Below are 18,838 nucleotides of genomic sequence, written 5' to 3' on the forward strand. Positions count from 1 at the left end.
AATTTCTATTTACTAAATAAGAGGTAAGGAACCTCCACAAACCTGGTCGCTTCTTTATTCAATTTTATCAATTCCACCGTAGATTCGATTACCTGCGCTCTTTTTCGCTTCTCCTTTACAAACCCATAATAGCTGACTACTTCCGCCAGTCCATTGTCCAGTGAAGTAGCTTCCAGCACTTCCCCTAATGTTGCTGTTTGGGTGCGCTCCAATGCCTGTTCCACTTTAAGCCAGAGCAATTTTTTGTCAATAAATGTCGTATTCAGCAGCCGGCTAAAACGTTCCACGTCCGCTATCTTTTCTACAGCAGCCACGGGCTGCTTTAATACCCCCGGCGCTTTTTTTTCCTCCAACATTAGCTTTCGGTCCATCACCATTTTAATTTCCGCAGCTTCTTCCAATATCAAACCTGCTTCAACAAACTCTTCTTCCATCAACTCAAACATCAGCTCCTTAATACTACCGATTTGTTGCCGCAACCTTCGATGCCTTGCTATTTCCTTTTCGCTGATAATACGGCTCAGTTTCTCCGCCATTTTATCATTGGCATCATATACCGCTTTTCCCTGCTCGAGTAAAAACGATTTAATATTCTGCAAAAAGACAGTATCAGTGTCCAATCCCCGATCTTCGAGCAATATCAGCAATTGTTCAGTGAGCTGACGCCAGTCTTCCTGCCCACTACGGGATATCAGAAAGTCCCAGAAAGCATAGAAACTTTTTCCTTGATTACTGCTGCGTAATGCATCAAAAGATTCAAAAGCAAAGCCCAGAATTGCACCTTTATTTTGCTCTGCCTTGGTATGTTGTTCAACGATACTTCGGTGAATCTGTTTAAAATTATCTTCTACCTCCCGGAAATCTCCAATCAACTCATAGCATAATTTAGTGAACAGATCCACCCTTTCCTGCACCTGCGCATTATTATACCGTTGCGGTGCCACGCCCAGTTCAATCGCTTTGATCTCCTTATCAATCTCCGCACGGCGATCTTTTAAAATCTGTAGTTTTTTCTCCCGATCATCCTCCGTATTCTCTACCATATCGCGAAGTGAGGCAAATAACATCTTAAAGCGGCTTTCCGTACCCACATGATGTTGCCCCACCTGGAGATTCTGCATCCATTGAAACACTTTCTCCGTATAGGCGCTGAGTTGATAATTTGTATTCCCCTCCGTGTCAGGAAAATCCTGCAGCATACGTTTCTGAACCCAGCTTTGCAGGTATTTTCGGGCTCTGCTCATTTCGTCTTCCCCGAATTCGATCCTTGCATCTTCCAGGTCCTCCGTACCCTCGACCTGCGTATTCAGCATATCAGCCAGCAGGGGCAATAGCTGGTCCTCTTTCATGACCATCATCCGTTGCTCCTTAAACGCCTGGTACAAAAAAGGCAATACCCAGCCGACACTTCTCATCCGCAACATCTGTAATGCAGGAGAAGAACGGATCAAAATATCTATATTCTCGGTTGTCATGCCTTTTTGCATCAAATTTAGAATGGCGCAAAATAAGATAAAATGCGGAGGTTCAAATGAATATATTCCCGGCGGCATATCCCGGCGGTGCTCTTGCGCAATCGGCAAACAAATCTATATTTCCCTTACCTAAAAATCGGGGTAGTCGAAGCTACTGATTACTTTTTTATGGCAATACTTACGATAGAAGATTTTAATCCTTTTGAGCTGAATTTTATCTTTATTGTTCCTGACACGGCTTTGGAGCGCACATAAGCCGTAAGTTTACCCCTATAAGCCTGTTGACGGTCATTGGTATAATCTCCCATATCCGTATTATTACCGTTTTCCAATCCTAATAATTCACCGGGGCCTGCTATTTCACACAGGATTTCATTCATGGCATTTTTTACCGGAATCCCGTCCTTATCCTTAATCTGAAGCCTTATCTGAGCAACGCCGCCGATTTTCTCGATCTTATTATCAGATTCAATTACCTGAATAGCATAAGCCTCTTGTGGGGTTGTAATGGCATATCTGGCTTCGGCTTTGTTATTCTCATCCATTCCGATAACCTCCAGTGTCCCTGCCTGGTAAGGAATGTCCCAGTAGATGATCCGGGTAGCCGGATCATTTCCTTTGGGTTCACCCAGCTTTTTACCATTAAGTAGTAACTGAGCTTTTTGCGTATTGGTATAACAGACAATCCTGATCGTAGTGCCTATTTTATAATTCCATACGGGCCAGGCGTCTATCGATAATCTTTCAGATCGCTTTCTGTCATTTTCAGTCTGGGAAAGTACATCTTCGGCAATACCCGATGGCGCGCCCTTTATAGGATAAGTCCCAATATATACCATGGGTTTTTCACTCCATAAAGCCTGTCGGAAATACCCTCTTGGCTTAATATTGCCTGCAAAGTCCAGTAATCCTGAATAAAATCCGCGGGAAGGCCATTTGCCAGACTCCCCCAAATAGTCAATTCCCGTCCATAAAAACTGGCCAAAAATATGTTCGTTATCCAATACCGCTTTCCAGGCCTGGTAATCATGTCGGTTTTCGCTGCCAAAGATTACGCGGCGGGGATATTTTTTATGATCACTGATGTAACGACTCTCCGTATAATTGTATCCGGCTATATCCAAAGCGCCCGGATAGGCCGTTTCATTTGACATGGCCACACCGGCCAAACCTGCAGTGACCGGGCGGGAAAGATCGTATTGCTTCACAACTCCCACCAGTTTCTTGGCGATCACTCCCAACCGGTTGGCATCGGGAGCATCTTTTCTGTAGCCCCCGAAACTTCTTTGTGTAAAACCGCCGTCACCGTCCAATATGGGATGCGAATAAGGGTCATTGGGATAGTCCACTTCATTTCCAATACTCCAGGCAAAGATGGAAATATGGTTCCTGTCTCTTCTTACCATATCTGCCAAATCCCTGGCTCCCCATTGTTCGAAAAAATCATAATTGCCATCGGAACCCGGTTTCCCTACATTCCAGCCTTCCAACCATTTTCTTTTTGGGAACTCCCATTCATCAAAGGCCTCATTCAGTACCAGCATACCTAATTCATCGCAAACTGCATACAAATCCGGCGACTGAGGGTTATGGGACGTACGTATCGCATTCACACCTACTTCCTTGAGTGTCATCAGCCTTTTCTTCAGAACTTCCTTTGGTACCGCGGCTCCCAATACGCCCGCATCATGATGCAGACAGACGCCTTTCATCTTTATATTCTTTCTGTTTAGCGAAAACCCGGTATTGGGGTCGAACTGAAAATTTCTGAATCCGGTCATTACCGATGAGCTATCCACCAATTTCCCTTTGTGAACCACTTTGGTTACCAGCCTATACTGATGGGGCGTCGCAAGATCCCATAACTTGGGATTTTGTACCGGTAAATCAACACTCAGTTCGCCTTTCTGCCCGGCTTTTACCATTAACTCCTTTTTGACTGTTGCTACAGTTTTACCGTCCGGTGAAAACAGCTCCTGTATGACAGTTAAATTTTCTTCTTTCCGGCTTTCATTCTCAAGTTCCGTTTTAATATGTAACTGGTACTTATCATTTTTAACCTGGGGAAAGGAAAAAACGCCCCATTGGGCAAGGTGCAGCGGATTAGCATACACCAACCACACATTCCGGTAAATCCCCGATCCTGTATACCAACGGGAATCTGCATACCTGCTATGATCGACTCTGACAGATATAATATTCTCTTTACCAAATTCGATGTAAGGCGTAGCATCATACATAAATGAAATATAGCCGTTAGGACGATGGCCCAGCAGATGGCCATTTATATACACATCGCTGCGGTTATATACTCCCTCAAAATACAGATACACTTTCTGCCCCGCATGTGTCGAGTTGATCTCCAGGCGTTTTCGGTACCAACCGATACCTCCAGGCAGATAACCCGTACAGCTGGCCAATACAGAATCCAGCCGGCCTTTAACACTCCAATCATGAGGCAGATCCACCCGTAGCCAGTTCTTGTCATCAAAAGAAGATGTTTCGACCTGGTCTACATCATTTAAAGCGAATTTCCAGTCTCGATTTATTTTTTCCGCCTGACCAAATCCCACTTGACCATATGCAGCTGTTAACAGAACATTCACCAGGCATATGAATGTTAGCACCATGACATATTTAATCTGTATCCCTTTCATTTATACTATTTAAAAAACTTTTTAATGACTGCCGGATCAAAATTCTCCGGCAGGTATCTTTTAGAAACTATCGAAAAAGTCACCTATCATCATTTTTCTATTTAATCTTCTGAAAAGTGTTGGTCGTTTACTCCTGGTCGCCGGTTACCCGTTCTGTATAGCTACGATTTCTACCGGAAAAAGGCTAAACCGCCTTTTTCTTCCTTTTCTCACGATTTCCCCTACCTGATTCTCTGTTGATCTGGCTGTTGGGTCGGGACAATATAGTCGCTCCGGTCTCTTTTTGCCATTGAAATAAGTCTTTGAGGAGTTCGTCCCTTTTTTTAATTTCCTTGTTCGCGAGATTAACCTTTTCACTGATATCTTCTTTCAAATTATATAACTCTACGGCACGGTTCGTCGCAATTTTAGCCATACCTCCATCAAGACTCCATTCTTCGTGAAATAACAGTAGCTTCCAGTCTCCTTTCCGGATCACGCTTACAGGCCGGGTGCGGAAGGCCGGGTCCCTGGAATCTTCCGTTAACCCCTTATAAGCTTCCAGGTAAGCAGGAAAATACCAGAATAAAGGTGGTCGTTCGACTGATGATGCACCATAAAGCAATGGTGAAATATCCTCACCATCCAGCAAGTAGTTTTTGGCGGGCTGCAGTCCGGCAAGGCTTAAAAAAGTCGGATAAAAATCAGTACTCATAATCGGCTGTTGACAGACAGCCCCTTTTTTTATCCTGCCCGGCCAGTAAACAAACATCGGTTCCCTTATGCCGCCTTCATAATACATGCCCTTACCGCCACGCAGCGGTCGCTGACAGGTAATGGCGCCATGTCCCCCATTATCGGAGAAAAAGATCAGTATCGTATTCTCGCTGATACCCATTTTTTCCAGCGATGCGTTAATCCGGCCAACGCTTTCATCCACGCTCTGGATCATGGCTGCATAAGTAGGGTCCTGCTGACATCCGGATCCTGATTTTTTTCGGAATTTCTCAATATATTCCTTTTTAGCCTGGATGGGCGTATGAACCGCATGGTGCGCCAGATACAGAAAAAAAGGTTTGCCCGTCTTTTGGGGATTGTGCTGCTCCATAAAATCTATGGCGATATCAGTAAGCTTATCAGTGAGATAGGCATCACCTTCTTTACGATGACCTTTATAGCCCAATTCCTTACGATCTATTCCAAAATCAAACCCCTGTTCTTGCGGCGTATGGCCAATATGCCATTTTCCCACTGCCGCGCTCACATATCCTGCTGGTCGCAATGCTTCAGCGATGGTGATCTTGTCCAACGGAATACCCAGCGAATTCTTTAGCGGTACCAGACGACGTTGCTCAGCTTTACCCCGATCTGAATTTCCTACGGTATAGACACCATGACGGGGGGTATACTGACCACTCAGTAGACTGGCCCGGGTCGGCGCACAGTTCGAGGAACTGGCATACGCCTGAGTGAAACGCATCCCCGATGCTGCCAGTCGGTCTATATTAGGTGTTTCATAATAGGAGGAACCCATAAACCCTACATCCTTCCAACCCATATCATCTATTAAAATCAACACGATATTCGGTTTAGGTGGATCCTTTGCCCAAAGCAATGATAGGCCCGCCATAAAAATAAAATGGAGAACTAAGATCAGTCTTTTCATTAAAACTTTTTTATTGAAAATTATAACTCAATACACACCACTGAGTCCTGCCTGCCCGCTATCGTCAAATATTGTCAACCGAAAGATAAATCATAATTAGATGCTTTATCTAATTTTATTTCTTATTTTATGAATTCCGACAGCCGTTCTCAAATAAAGCTACTCATTATTTGTTAATTTGACATTTTTAATGCATTTATCAAATATTCTTTATTCAGTCGCGGGGTAAATCGCCCGGTTTTTTTTTGGAAAATCAAAATGTTCCAGATATCACAAATACGGATAAGAGAACTAGCATCTGCAATGTCCGTTAGGTCGGCTTACAACTAAAACAGCAATTAGTATGGATCCTATTGTATACAAAGCACCAGATTATTCCTAAAATGGGGGCGTTTGCGAAATTTGAGTGTCAATATAGTTTAAGAGGTATCATTACATTTACGGATATGAGTTCAAAATACTGGTCATAGTCGAAATTGAGGCTTCTTCCAGGGTATCCAAACAGAAAGGTAGATCCATAAAGTGCTTTTGAACAAGCAGCTTGGCAATTATTCACATTAGAAGGCCTACCGTTGTGTTGTGCTGTTTAATTATTTCTCAAATGCCATTGGGTAGTGATAACGGGCATGGTTGTAGGTGATTCTATAAGCATGATATCGAGCCAGTGTAAATAGAACAGCAAGGGTGCAAAATCCAGCCATTACCGGATTAAACCATAGTGCATGATTAATATCAATCTCAAAGCCTTTAATAGCAAGGTTGTAATACAAATTCGGCACCTGGAAAAGACCTATAAATACCGTGAAGGTTCCTGTGCCTTTTAATGTAAGCAACTTCTGAATCGGGCGTTTGAATTTCCTGCTCACGAAAATGACGGACAAAATACTGAAAACAAAGAGAAAAACACAGTATATCTTATACACTGCGCCAGCATCCTGTATTTTAAAAATAGATACAGGTGCCATTAAAAGAAAAAAAAGAAGTAGGGAGATGGCAACTTTTGGAAATGTAAAAAAATCGAGGAAAAGCCGGAACTCTTTTTTCCGGCAGGCCTTCCGTGCAGCTTCCTCTCGTTGTTGTACCAGTTTTGAAAACCCAGCAATACCAAAGGATGCATATACCTGCTGAAGGGCTGTATTAAACCCTACGTTGGAATTTGCTGCAACCCTTTCCTCAATGCCTGCCGCAAGATGATCTACCATTTCCATTTTAAGATCATAATAACGCACACCTTTTTTCTGACAGAACTGGTCAAGAGATTGAATTTGTTCTTTGGTAAGCATATCATGTGAGTTTAGGATTGAAAATAAGTTGCAATGTGTTCCTAAAGGCTTCCAATTCAGCTGTAGCCTTTATCTGTTCTTTTTTTCCGGTTGTAGTCAGGGAATAATACTTACGAATACGGTTACCCAGGTTTTCCGTTTCCACGGTTAGCACACCGTTAGCCTCCAGGCGGTGCAGCAAAGGGTAAAGCGACCCTTCCGTAATTTGCAACTCGCCGGTGGTAATCTCTTTTACTTTCTGCGTGATTTCATAACCATACATGCGGCCATTATCCTTTAAAAGTTTAAGTAAGATGGGCTCAAGACATCCCTTATATAAGTTGATTTTATTCAAAAAAGTATCATTTTGTATTTCAAATATACATAAATAATCAATACATAAGTATCCGATGTATGTGGTTTTTAAAAATTCTATGCAAGAAACGCTGGCTTTAAACAATTTTCTAGTTTTAGACACTCCAGGACAAACTATTTATAGGGAACACCATCTTCCCATTTAGCAGTATTTAAAAAAAAGAGAATTTACTCATTGTTGCCCTACCGGTGTGGAAAGAGTTTTCTGGCTTCGGTCTTCGGCCATCAGGACAACTCTTCGGTCATTTTCCGGGAAAGGGAATTGATAAAGGTGGCGGAAGATGGAAAGAAGTATTCCAGACCAACAGCCATTGCCAGGAAAATCCATAGGGTAAGGTACCGATCCAGGAAACTTAATTTTCTCCGTTCGTGAGCAGGTGCGCAATTTTGAGCAGACACAGTTTTTTGCTTTTTAGATACCAATATTTTCTTTTACAAAGTCCTGGCTATATTTTTTGATCATATCACGCACCCTGCGGAACTCATTCATGACTTCTTCATCAGTGCCGGTAGCCTTGGCCGGGTCCGGAAAATCGTAATGAAATTTTTCTGCTTTCGAAGGAAATACCGGGCAGTTTTCTTTGGCGTTATCACAAACAGTAATTACGTAGTCAAAGTCAATACCAGCATATTCATTCACATTGTTTGAAGTGTGGCCGGAAATATCAATTCCATCTTCTGCCATCACTTTTATTGCTTTAGGGTTTACGCCATGAGTTTCAATGCCCGCACTGTAAATTTGTGCCTTATCACCAGCAAATTGTCTCAAAAAGCCTTCTGCTATCTGGCTCCGGCAACTATTCCCGGTACAGAGTACCAATACTTTTTTCATTTATTTTATATTTTGATTTCTTCGCTCCAATAGCAGCGTATCCCGCCAAATACCATTCATTTTCCCAATTTTTTCACGGTAGCCCACTAACCGGAATCCTGTTTTTTCGTGTATACGGAGACTTCCAATATTTTCCCTGAAGATGCCAGACTGTAATGTCCAAATACCCTGCTTTTCGCTTTCTTCAATAAGGGCATTCAGCAATTGCGAACCATAGCCCTTGCCTGATTGCGCAGGATGAATGTAGACACTGACTTCGCCAACTCCGGCATATACGCAGCGGGAGGACACCCGAGTAAGGGCAGCCCAACCAACAATCAAACTTTCTATTTCTAATACCAGCCTGCAGGTTTGAATGTGATTTTTGTCCCATTCCTCCCACGATGGGGCTTCGGTTTGAAAAGTAGCATCGCCGGTTGCAATGCCTAATTCATAAATTTCCTTTACCACTTGCCAATCCTGGCTTTCTAAATTGCGAATTTGCATAGATTGTGTATTGCTTAGCAACAACCGCTTCCCGGCGTACAGGCCTGCCCGTCGGCTGCAAGGTTTACCATTTCAATTTTTTTCTTCTCTGTTTTATCAACGGGTGCGCAGCAGGCTTCTCCTTCAGCAGGGGTACCGCAGCTCTGGCCGCGGCCAATTGCCTTGCATTGGGTATAATCCGGACTAAGGCCAATAACCAGGTTGCCATCTTTCACGGTAAAAGAATTCGGGTACATCTGGCGGGTATCAAATTTAGAATTTCCAAACTCTATCTTTACAATAGCTGTAGGATTCAATGATAATTTCTTTTCTACAATGTCTACAATTGACAGCGCTTTACTGACCTGCATAGCCCGGCCTTCTTCTGTTTCGCGAGGTTCCCAAAGCTGCACGATAATCTCTGTCCAGGCGTTCATCACACCACCGCAATCCACGGAAACAATAGGCGCCTGCTTGATTTCAGTAATATGGTAAGAGGCATCGACCCATTTGCCTTCTGCATATTCAAACTGTAAAACCTGGTTCGGATATTTACCCAGTTCGTTTTTAAATGACTGCCAGTTGATAAATTCAGAATTGTTCATATTATATTGCAATTTTACGATTAATGAGATCAAATTTTTTTAGCAACAGGTGCTTCCTCCTTTATAGGAATCTAAAAAAGCAGAAAGACTGCTTTTCAATAATTTCCAGGCTTGGGGATCAATACAATAGCAGACCCGTACCCCTTCAATATTTCCCTGAATGATACCGGCATTTTTTAATTCCTTCAGGTGTTGGGAAATGGTTGGCTGCGCCAGACCTAACTCCCCTACCAGTTCACCACAAATGCAGGTGTTTGCGCGGATAATAGATTGCAGGATAGCAATCCGGGCAGGATGCGCCAGCGCTTTTAGCATGGTAGCAAGCTGGTTTTGCTCCTCAGTAAATATTTCAGTTCTTGTTAAACCCATAACCGTATTGCAATATTACGATTAATATTGTAAATAAAATAAAATGAAAAAGATTGGGTATATGACAAATCATCCAAAGCGGCATTTTTGACCGGATTGACAACTTTATTCCACTGATTACTTTTTTCACAGGCCCTCAGATTAGCAATTTGCTGCGCGCCAGGGATGCTCCATCGTTACCCAGAAAGGAACAGGAAAAAACAAAATGCTCGAAAGTCAGATACAGAAGCGGCAGTTACCAACTACAACAGGCGGGATCAAAGTATCCAGTTGGCCAGGGCATATGGGAATTTAGGATACGGGGTTTGACAAATTTCCATATAAATTAATTTTCCATGGATATTAAATTACAGTTGAATCCATTTGTTTATTAAAAATAAATCAGGTTACATAATTCTGCCCTGGTTCTCGATATTGTCATTTTTTGACGTACTCCTATTTATTTTCCCCTTTTGAATACTGTATGAAAGAGATAAACTTATCCTTCTTGAATCAAATGACTTTTCAAAGGAACCGGTTTGACCTTGAATTGTGTATACCCCAATCTCTCTACCGGTATAAAATAGATCCTCAACTTTTGCCACCACAGATAATGCTTGATTAAAGAAAGATTTCTTGAATGCAATATCAAGGATAAACTTATTCTTCGAAGTGGCTACGTCGTTTTGGCTTCTCGGAAAATAAATCATCGATAAACGCACTGATGATGTTTTCGAGGCTTTATAATTTGTCGTGTTTGAAATTCTATATGTCTGAGCCTTTTTGTTTAGTTTGTACAAATCATTATTATTTGAATAAGTGTTTAAAATACAGGATCCATTGAATATTGAGAAAAGAGATTTTGACACCCTTATTGGGTAATAAACTCCAAAATATGACACACTCCGATTATTGATATTAATATATTTATTTAGTATACTATTAGTAGAGTCAATTAAAACGGGTACTTGTGAGATACTGTTTTTTAATATTGTATAACTGCAAGTAATATTAACACCCGATTTCATCGCATACCTGGCGGTAAAAGCATAGGTCAATGTTGCCTTCAAATCAGGATTACCAACTTCTGAAGTATATGGGTTGTAAATAGTTCGAGAAGGGTTTAAATTTTTAAATGAGGGTCGTTGAATTCTCGTATTAAACGCTAACGAAACATTCGTTCTGTTTTTAAACCTATGATTAAAAGAGAAATTTGGGAAAAAATTAAACAGGTTGTAATTAATGTCTTCGCTGTTATTATTTAATACTCCATTGATATTTGACTTTTCTACTCTAAATCCAGTCTGGTAGGTTGTTACTCCGGTATCTTTTTTCAGATTAAAAAATAAAGCGGTGATATTTTCTTTGTAGTCATAATGCGACTGGATTAAATTATCAGGATCAACATATTCATATTTATTAGAAAATGAATTTGCAAAATATTTCACTCCCGATTCTAATTTTAACCCTTCGTGAAATGTTTTTTCATAATTTAAAGACGCCTCCCTTGATTTTGTTCGTGAGTTATTTTTTGGAATATCAACATTGAATACACTGTCTGAAATTGAAGTAGGACCTTGAGATATATATTCATACTTGGAATTATATTTATACTCATAACTAATACTATTTAAATTTAATTCTATCTTATCCAATTTTTCCTTCCCCAAAATTTTGGACATATATAACTGAGGGATAATTAAGTAATTGCTATTTTTCGTGGTAGTATTGCTGTTCGCATTTGTAACTTGATCTGAAGTGATTGTCATATCTGAGATCGAACTCCCCTTTGCATTGCTATTAAGAATGTTGACAGAAGGACTAATTAAAATTGTTTTTCCAATATTAAAATCACCAAAGATTCTCAGATTAAAATTTTTATCCTTTGATAGAGAATTTTCGAAAGAATTATATTCTGTAAAAGAATTGCCACTAAGTCTTCTCTGCTCAATTTTGCGTTCATTCGGATGGTCAATTCCTTTTGACAGATCTATCCCCAAAGAGTATTTTTTGCCACCCATAGCAAAGCTGCCACCAGCTGATGTCGAATTGTATTTTCCTTGAGACGAATTTAAAAAGATACTAACTGATGTGCCTGGTTTAACCTTCTTTAAAATTATATTAATAACTGCGGAGGCTCCCTGAGCGTCGTACTTAGAAGAAGGACTCGTTATTATTTCAATCTTTTCAACATTTTCCGAATTAAGTGTTTTCAAAAAATTTGTCTGTTGCTCGCCATAGACATTTACATTCCGATTATTTACTTGCAAAATAAAACCCCCTTTGCCCATTACTCGAATTCGTTCATGTTGATCAGTTTCAATATTGGGAATATACTTTAAGATGTCAAATATACTTTCACCCTGAGAAAACGGGCTTTGAGAGATATTAAAAAACAAGCCATCAGACTTGTATGTTATTAGTTTCGGAATTGTTTTTATTAAAACTGTATCTAATGATTTAGAAGGTACTGTGTCGATGATGCTTGGAAGCATGTGTTTTTCAACTTCATACCCAATAGCGGCATTTGATTCAATAACAATCAAAGATAATATCAAAACCAATAAACTTTTAAAGGGTCCCATAAAATCATATTTAAAATAAACATTTACCCGATCTTTCGAAGATAAATACCTCCATTTTTTTTGATTAGTCCCAGATTGAAGTTGGACCGGAATATTGCTACAAGTAATACTAGCTTCGCAAATTATTAAACCGCTTCATAGTCACCGCTCTTCAATCATGGCTATTTAATATGATAAACGTGGCATATACTCTCGATCGATCAAATTTTTCCCTGAAATTTTTCGCCATAAAATATCTATCTTCTTCTACCTTTTTGTGATAAGTTTCTTTTCCATTGATAAAAACTGTGACAGGCTTGTCAAACTTGACCATAACCGGGGACAAGAATATCTTTATTGATCCAATATTTCTACAGAAGACTCTAAATACATTATCTTTATATGTGGCAATAACTTTCGATTTGACTTCATCTTTGGGACCTAAATTCATCAAGCCTAGTAACGCACTTCCGGAGTTACTAAATTTAAAATCGCTAGCTAGGTTAAAAGTATTTCCAGTAGTAGATTCCAACCACGCAACTCTATTGAATATCCCATTATTAAAAGAAAAACAAACAGTATCCGGATAGGGAATCCTTGACAGAGAATCGAAGAAGTTATATAGATTCCCCTGTTCTAATGAAATATGTTTATCATAATGTTTAAACCCTTCATATTCCTTATAAACGTAATTAACCGATGTATTCCGTAATGCGTTAACGACCTGTCTTGTATGCGAAACCCGCCTGAGATTATCCTCTGTTGAATGTACTATGTAATAACTATTAGATAAGTAGTTTTCGAAAAACAGATCCTTTGCGCCCAACTGGGTAAACATAGAATTAAACACTCCTACGCCTGCAAAAAAATTGGGGAAATATAAGGAACTACAATATGCGCCATCAGCTCCATCAGAATGGCCCGTAATGAAAACCCTATTATCGTCAATATTTAAATATTTTTTTGTAAATGAAAGTATTTTGAGCAGTAGAATATATGATAAATTCGAACTTTCGGGGAATTCTCTATAAGGGTTGGGTTGCCAACTAAAATATCTTTTTTCATCTGCAATAGGTCTTACTACAATATAGCCTCTCGCTAACGCCTCGGCCGAAAAGTCCTGATTTAAATTAAGTTCATTTGCTTTCTTGAATGTAGAAGACTTTGTTGCACCATGTAATAAAATAATGCATGGGCTTTTGTCTAATCTACTATAGGACTGGGGGATCTGAACCCTAAAAGGAATTTTTCCATAATTATCGTCAGTAAGTTCGAATAATACATCATCAATTCCCCTACGTATTCTTGGGTAGTTGTTCCAATTGGAGAATTTCAAATATAGTTCTTTCGCTGATAGTTTATAACCTATATCGAATGGAATTCCTTTAGGGTTTTCAAATGCATTAATATATGAACGAATTAGTTTTTTATTCTCGCCGTTTGATTTCATAATTCTTAGAAAAAGCTTTTCGTTATCGTCGTCAATCGTGGTTAAAGCATATCTATTTTTGTCGGTTATATATTGGATGCTATCATCAAATCCATGTGACACAGCGTCTTGAAGAAAATACCAAGAATCAGACTCTTCGCCTATTTTGGATGAAAGTAAATAGCAACTGTACAAGATTTCAGGCCATTGATCGTCAATACTAGCATCCCCGGTAGAAACCAAATTTTCAATTCTATCCAAAGTTTTCTCAACTAGTGCTTTATCTCCAGTATTTAATATTTTCTTTACGGTGTTAGTGTCAATTGCAAGTTGAGGATATAGATCCTTTGGGAAAGGTTGCAATACAATTATAAATATAATTATTCTGTAAATCATCTTACTAAAATATTCGACCAGTAATAAAATAATCGAAACGGTACCCTAGGATTATATTCGTACTAATAGTTGCGGATCCATTAATATTAGGAATAATAATCCTTGTTAATGAGTCATTGATAGATACAGTCATAAGCCGACTCAATATCATTTGATCTGTAAAAATCACCTTTACGCCATTTGAATCAAGTTTTATTATTTTCTTAAAGTTAGTGTTTAATAATGATGACGGAACAGAACTATCAGTTCTTTGTAACGCTGAGGAACATAAATTCTTTATTCCTGTTTATTTCAAAAAAGAAGTACTAAACAAATATTATAACAATCCACAGAAATATCAAGTGGATGGATTTCGTGTTAAATCAAATTATATCAGCGTTAAAATGGATAACAATAACGACGACTACGTCGTTGTGTTTCTGAATGACCTGCTATGCTACCACAGAAAGAGCAACTTCATTGGAAACAGTACAATCTTGCTCCACAAAATAAAATGGGGATTAGCGGATCCTATTATGCTACTATGATATTGGGTAACTGGGCTAGAGATTCTGACTCTTTTGATATTCGATTTAAAGCCAAGTACCGGGAATTCAACAAAAAATGGTTTAAAAAATATGGTTGGCATTTTTATAAAGAGCCGGTAGGCAGTGATCTACATCATTTCAATTCGCTACACCTGCCCTCGGAAGATAATATCCGATCGTTTTGTGAACAAAATGCTGATTCTAGTAAAACTTACAATTGACAGTTTAAATGAAGAAATGCTGGTAAAAGGATTACCAAAAGTTGAGAACAAAAAGGGGATTGCAAAGTTAGATCGCTTTCTTGATCGCCGTCAAATTCAAATACCAGATATGATTACCTACTTACGAAATTTGCAAGATTTGAGGTTAGGCATGATGGCTCACCGGTTTAGTAATTCCAATAAAAATTGTAAAAAACCGTGGCTTTTTTTGAAATAAGCGAGGATAACTACAGAGAGGTTGCTCATGGTATTTTCGTAAAGTCACTTCATACTCTAAATACTCTGAGTAAATTATTTCTTGATAAGAGAGATGAAGAATAAGACCTTACTTGAAATTGGAAAACACCCTTCCTTCGTTTGATGGATATTAATGGCATTTTTTGCGGGCTCATGGAGAGAAAGGGTGAGCAGGCCACCCCGCAAAAGATAGAGCGGATAGCCAGGCCAAAGAATTTTAGAAAAGATAGCCACCGCTGAAAAAGCTAATTGAAGCTAAAATAAAGTAGGATTAAGAAAGGTAAAACGGACAAGTTGGAACATTTAATTACGTTTCCTGATACTTTTTGGTACTATATACCTATCCCCCGTTATATATTATGCCGCTTTCCGAAAGTAAATAGCTTTTTTTCTCAAAAATTTCTTTCATAATCATCCAAACCTGATCAGTGAGTCGAAACGATTTCTTGGTGCTTGCGTCTATTTCAACTAAAAACCCACTAAAACTGATCTTTTTGATAATGATGTCGTTTCTATTCCCCCGGTCAATTTTTCCAATAATTGGCTGATACTCTCTGAAAATTGTCCGCAGAAGGGGTTGTCTATGTAACTCCTCACTGAAGGACATCATATAATTATTAAATGGTGCTTTCCTACCCTCCGATGTAACTATTTCGAAGTAATGCATCGCCTCTATGTCACGCTCGTCGGTAATCTGTTCGCTCCCCAAGTCTATTTTTGTGATTATGGGACGACGAATACTAGCTTTGGTGCGCACTTCCAGGACACCAACATTGATTGCTTGTTCAAAGTTTACATCGTCTACCGCAGCTTTTCTAAATTGCACCAATTTTATACCCACATGCTCTGCATATGCCATTGTGTCTTTTGTAAAACCGGCTTTACTAACAATAACGCCGCTTTGTATGTCGGCATCCTTCATCACGCAATTTAGCTTCATCACAATCTCCTTGGTAACCTTTTTATTCAAGTACTTGCATTCGATTGCGGTAAGGTGAAAACCTTCGCTAACCGGTTGTTCTGTCAACAAGTCGATCTGGTGTTCGACTCCGGATTTTCCCTTCACCTTGCAATCTCTACCGTGCCCTCTTATCTTGATCCCATACTTGCTACCGAGTTTTTCGTAGGTGTACTTGGTAACCTGCTCGTACCCCTTCCAATCAAGTTCATTCATGTTTTCCACTCCCATCCTTTTACCTTATTTTTGAATTAAATATCGCATAAAGCAGCCTTTCCCACATAAGATACTTAAATAAATTCTCGAAAAAGGTAAAATTGATCAAAACCTTACTCTCCATCGCTTATTTTGGTTTCCTAGACACACCGACCACACCGGAAACTCACTTGAGTATACCTAAATGGACATGGAACTATTTTTTACCATTTGTTAAATCGAAATCCCGTCTAATGCTCGAAATTAGTACCTGCAGACTTAGATCTCAGGCGGCTGGTGATAACAATGCTATGAAAAATCCGCTGACGATAACATTATCTTTGCTGGAAGCTATTGTCGTATTAGGAATCAAAAAATCGAACTGATCAATGGACTCTAAACATAATGGATTAACTAAATTTCCCCTGGACAAGGTAGTACGGCTGCTCGAACCGGGGCCTTTGGTACTTGTAACAACAGCTGACAAAGGCAAAAGCAATATTATGACAATGGGCTTCCATATGATGGTCCAGCATGATCCCCCATTAATTGCTTTTGTACTCGGGCCCTGGGACTTCAGCTATAGCGCACTTGTAAAAACCAAAGAGTGTGTCATTGCCATCCCGGGTGTGGATTTAATGAAAAAAGCTGTTGACATAGGAAATTGCAGTGGTGCCGACATGGACAAGCTTAAAGAATTTAATTTAGATGGCCTGCAGGCAAAAACAGTTAAAGCCCCGCTTATAAAGCAATGCCTGGCCAACATCGAATGCCGCATCATTAACACACAGTTGTCTGGCAAGTACAACCTGTTTATTGCGGAAGCGGTGAATGCCTGGGTAAATACTGACAGAAAGGAACAGCGCATTTTTCATCATAGAGGCGATGGAACTTTTAGTATAGACGCGCGAACAAAAGATCTCAGGGCCAGTATGACTAAATGGGAATATTTAACCAAATAACATTGGTTGTCGGGATAAACCGACATCCACCGCTCTAAAGAAATTATTAGAAAGGTGATTTTATGGAAGAACTAGTTCAATACATTCTGAAATTCGGCAACCTCAACCAGCAACAAATACAGCTTATTGTCAGTAAAGGAACTTCCTTCACGTTAAGGAAGGGCGACTATTTTTCAGAAGCAGGAAAGATCCCTAAGCAGGTAGGCTTTATTGTCGAAGGAGTTATTCGCGGCTGCTACTACAATAATCGTGGTGAAGAAATCACGCGGTGCTTTATTGGTGAAAATAGCCTTGTGTGCGATTATGTGAACTTTGAAGCAAATACCTCATCCTCCGAATACCTACAGGCCATTACTGACTGCACCCTTATTGTTTTTTCCAAAAAAGATTGGGAAGAGCTCTCCCATATTATTGTCGAATGGGATAATATCAAGAATAAGATGGTACAATTATGCATGTATCAAAAGTCGAGAAAAGGTCCCGTCATATCGCAAGATGCTACCACAAGATACCTGGAATTCCTGGAAAATTACCCCTTGCTGATCAATCGCATTCCTTTGTCCCATATTGCTTCCTACCTCGGTATTACACAACAATCCCTAAGCCGGATACGTAAAAATATCCGATAGTTCACTTTTTATCATTTGGTAAATAGTTTCATTATCCGATACTGGAATTTTGTACTCAAATAAAGAGTATACATATGAAAACAGTATTAATCACAGGAGCCAACAAGGGTATTGGCTTTGAAACAGCGAGGCAGCTACTACAAAAGGAGTTTTATGTCTTCCTGGGAAGCCGGAATTTGGAAAACGGTCTGGAAGCGGTACGGAAATTACAAGCAGAAGGCTTGACGGGTGTTGAAGCCGTCCAGCTAGATGTCACCGATGATCAATCGGTTCAAACTGCCCGGGTAGAAATTGGCGGCAAGACGCCAGTGCTGGATATCCTTATTAACAATGCGGGTATTAATGGTGGGAGCGATCCATATACCGTTTTGGACGCCACAACCACTCAGTACCTGGAGGCGCTCAAGACAAATGTAATCGGAGTGGCAAGCGTTACACAAGCATTTATTGATCTGTTGCGGCAGTCCCCAGAACCGAGAATAGTGAATGTGAGTACCAGCGTCGGTTCTCTTTCCTTACAGAGCGATCCGAACTGGCCGGCCTATAACTATGCCAAATATGGTGTTTATGCTATCTCAAAAGCAGCGTTGAACATGTACACTATACAGCTCGCCTATGAATTGCGTGACACCAACTTTAAAGTAAATGCAGTGTGCCCGGGATTAACAAAAACCGATTTTACATTTTTCAATGGAGGTGAGGTCAGCGTCGCTGCTCAACGTATTATTAAATACGCCTTGGTAGATAAAAATGGTCCGACAGGAAAATTCTTCAGTGAAGAGACCAATCCGACCAATGGTGAAATTTCCTGGTAACCCGCACCTGTTCAGCAAAGGAGGCCTCTTGTCGGCCTCCTTCTTATGTTTATCTTTTGTATAACCTTCTAAATTGATATGTTATCCCAGTTGAAATGACTTGGCGCAATAAGTAATCGGGTAGGAAGGTAGCGATTATTTCGCTACCTGACCTCCCACACCACCGTACGTACGGTTCCGTATACGGCGGTTCCTTAGCTAACCTGATGGCGTGATTGCAACTCCTTGAAGTAATCCAAGA

16 protein-coding genes are annotated in these 18,838 nt (G+C 39.9%); 4 read left to right on the plus strand and 12 right to left on the minus strand.

Features of this window, described 5'->3' with window-relative positions; genetic code table 11:
* Positions 1-5: 5 nt before the first annotated feature.
* The 11 genes from ACYVI9_RS14060 to ACYVI9_RS14110 form a co-directional block, all read right to left on the minus strand.
* Positions 6-1,475, minus strand: a complete 1,470-nt coding sequence (locus ACYVI9_RS14060; RefSeq protein ID WP_460765462.1) for a DUF3375 domain-containing protein — start codon at positions 1,473-1,475, stop codon at positions 6-8.
* Between the two features lie 158 nt (positions 1,476-1,633).
* Positions 1,634-4,132 (minus strand): sugar-binding domain-containing protein, encoded by a 2,499-nt coding sequence (locus ACYVI9_RS14065; RefSeq protein WP_460765464.1) that lies wholly within the window; start codon positions 4,130-4,132, stop codon positions 1,634-1,636.
* 184 nt (positions 4,133-4,316) lie between these two features.
* On the minus strand, positions 4,317-5,690 hold the full coding sequence (locus tag ACYVI9_RS14070; RefSeq protein WP_460765466.1) for a sulfatase: 1,374 nt from the start codon (positions 5,688-5,690) through the stop codon (positions 4,317-4,319).
* A 677-nt stretch (positions 5,691-6,367) separates the two neighbouring features.
* The gene (locus ACYVI9_RS14075) at positions 6,368-7,060 is read right to left on the minus strand and encodes a hypothetical protein (protein ID WP_460765468.1); all 693 of its coding nucleotides are present in this window, start codon (positions 7,058-7,060) and stop codon (positions 6,368-6,370) included.
* 1 nt (position 7,061) lies between these two features.
* Positions 7,062-7,499, minus strand: a complete 438-nt coding sequence (locus ACYVI9_RS14080) for a PadR family transcriptional regulator (RefSeq protein ID WP_460765470.1) — start codon at positions 7,497-7,499, stop codon at positions 7,062-7,064.
* A 327-nt stretch (positions 7,500-7,826) separates the two neighbouring features.
* Positions 7,827-8,246, minus strand: coding sequence for an arsenate reductase ArsC (locus ACYVI9_RS14085; protein ID WP_460765472.1), 420 nt, complete (start codon positions 8,244-8,246; stop codon positions 7,827-7,829).
* Complete coding sequence (locus ACYVI9_RS14090; protein ID WP_460765474.1) at positions 8,247-8,732, minus strand: GNAT family N-acetyltransferase; 486 nt, start codon at positions 8,730-8,732, stop codon at positions 8,247-8,249.
* 14 nt (positions 8,733-8,746) lie between these two features.
* The gene (locus ACYVI9_RS14095) at positions 8,747-9,316 is read right to left on the minus strand and encodes a DUF6428 family protein (protein ID WP_460765476.1); all 570 of its coding nucleotides are present in this window, start codon (positions 9,314-9,316) and stop codon (positions 8,747-8,749) included.
* Between the two features lie 39 nt (positions 9,317-9,355).
* A complete protein-coding gene (locus ACYVI9_RS14100; RefSeq protein ID WP_460765478.1) occupies positions 9,356-9,685 on the minus strand; it encodes an ArsR/SmtB family transcription factor in 330 nt (109 codons plus the stop codon).
* A gap of 386 nt (positions 9,686-10,071) precedes the next feature.
* Positions 10,072-12,249, minus strand: coding sequence for an outer membrane beta-barrel protein (locus tag ACYVI9_RS14105; RefSeq protein WP_460765480.1), 2,178 nt, complete (start codon positions 12,247-12,249; stop codon positions 10,072-10,074).
* 151 nt (positions 12,250-12,400) lie between these two features.
* Positions 12,401-14,053, minus strand: a complete 1,653-nt coding sequence (locus ACYVI9_RS14110) for an alpha/beta hydrolase-fold protein (protein WP_460765482.1) — start codon at positions 14,051-14,053, stop codon at positions 12,401-12,403.
* A gap of 433 nt (positions 14,054-14,486) precedes the next feature.
* Here ACYVI9_RS14110 and ACYVI9_RS14115 point away from each other — a divergent pair, with 433 nt between their 5' ends.
* Entirely contained in the window at positions 14,487-14,801 is a 315-nt protein-coding gene (locus ACYVI9_RS14115; protein WP_460765484.1) for a hypothetical protein, read from the plus strand.
* A 577-nt stretch (positions 14,802-15,378) separates the two neighbouring features.
* Here the strand turns inward: ACYVI9_RS14115 and ACYVI9_RS14120 are convergent.
* Positions 15,379-16,227, minus strand: a complete 849-nt coding sequence (locus ACYVI9_RS14120) for a restriction endonuclease (RefSeq protein ID WP_460765486.1) — start codon at positions 16,225-16,227, stop codon at positions 15,379-15,381.
* 353 nt (positions 16,228-16,580) lie between these two features.
* Between ACYVI9_RS14120 and ACYVI9_RS14125 the strand changes: the two genes are divergently transcribed.
* From ACYVI9_RS14125 to ACYVI9_RS14135, 3 genes are all read left to right on the plus strand, one after another.
* The gene (locus tag ACYVI9_RS14125) at positions 16,581-17,153 is read left to right on the plus strand and encodes a flavin reductase family protein (RefSeq protein ID WP_460765488.1); all 573 of its coding nucleotides are present in this window, start codon (positions 16,581-16,583) and stop codon (positions 17,151-17,153) included.
* 62 nt (positions 17,154-17,215) lie between these two features.
* Positions 17,216-17,782 (plus strand): Crp/Fnr family transcriptional regulator, encoded by a 567-nt coding sequence (locus ACYVI9_RS14130; RefSeq protein WP_460765490.1) that lies wholly within the window; start codon positions 17,216-17,218, stop codon positions 17,780-17,782.
* A 74-nt stretch (positions 17,783-17,856) separates the two neighbouring features.
* A complete protein-coding gene (locus ACYVI9_RS14135) occupies positions 17,857-18,597 on the plus strand; it encodes an SDR family oxidoreductase (protein ID WP_460765492.1) in 741 nt (246 codons plus the stop codon).
* The last annotated feature ends 241 nt before the right edge of the window (positions 18,598-18,838 follow it).

It is taken from the genome of Niabella terrae, assembly GCF_054783135.1.

What these genes read in the sequence shown, in the direction of transcription:
- ACYVI9_RS14105 (WP_460765480.1), bottom strand. Translation starts at nt 12,249, where the DNA reads ATGGGACCCTTTAAAAGTTTATTGGTTTTGATATTATCTTTGATTGTT.
- ACYVI9_RS14125 (WP_460765488.1), top strand. Translation starts at nt 16,581, where the DNA reads ATGGACTCTAAACATAATGGATTAACTAAATTTCCCCTGGACAAGGTA.
- ACYVI9_RS14100 (WP_460765478.1), bottom strand. Translation starts at nt 9,685, where the DNA reads ATGGGTTTAACAAGAACTGAAATATTTACTGAGGAGCAAAACCAGCTT.
- ACYVI9_RS14095 (WP_460765476.1), bottom strand. Translation starts at nt 9,316, where the DNA reads ATGAACAATTCTGAATTTATCAACTGGCAGTCATTTAAAAACGAACTG.
- ACYVI9_RS14115 (WP_460765484.1), top strand. Translation starts at nt 14,487, where the DNA reads ATGCTACCACAGAAAGAGCAACTTCATTGGAAACAGTACAATCTTGCT.
- ACYVI9_RS14090 (WP_460765474.1), bottom strand. Translation starts at nt 8,732, where the DNA reads ATGCAAATTCGCAATTTAGAAAGCCAGGATTGGCAAGTGGTAAAGGAA.
- ACYVI9_RS14075 (WP_460765468.1), bottom strand. Translation starts at nt 7,060, where the DNA reads ATGCTTACCAAAGAACAAATTCAATCTCTTGACCAGTTCTGTCAGAAA.
- ACYVI9_RS14130 (WP_460765490.1), top strand. Translation starts at nt 17,216, where the DNA reads ATGGAAGAACTAGTTCAATACATTCTGAAATTCGGCAACCTCAACCAG.
- ACYVI9_RS14110 (WP_460765482.1), bottom strand. Translation starts at nt 14,053, where the DNA reads ATGATTTACAGAATAATTATATTTATAATTGTATTGCAACCTTTCCCA.
- ACYVI9_RS14065 (WP_460765464.1), bottom strand. Translation starts at nt 4,132, where the DNA reads ATGAAAGGGATACAGATTAAATATGTCATGGTGCTAACATTCATATGC.
- ACYVI9_RS14085 (WP_460765472.1), bottom strand. Translation starts at nt 8,246, where the DNA reads ATGAAAAAAGTATTGGTACTCTGTACCGGGAATAGTTGCCGGAGCCAG.
- ACYVI9_RS14120 (WP_460765486.1), bottom strand. Translation starts at nt 16,227, where the DNA reads ATGGGAGTGGAAAACATGAATGAACTTGATTGGAAGGGGTACGAGCAG.
- ACYVI9_RS14060 (WP_460765462.1), bottom strand. Translation starts at nt 1,475, where the DNA reads ATGACAACCGAGAATATAGATATTTTGATCCGTTCTTCTCCTGCATTA.
- ACYVI9_RS14135 (WP_460765492.1), top strand. Translation starts at nt 17,857, where the DNA reads ATGAAAACAGTATTAATCACAGGAGCCAACAAGGGTATTGGCTTTGAA.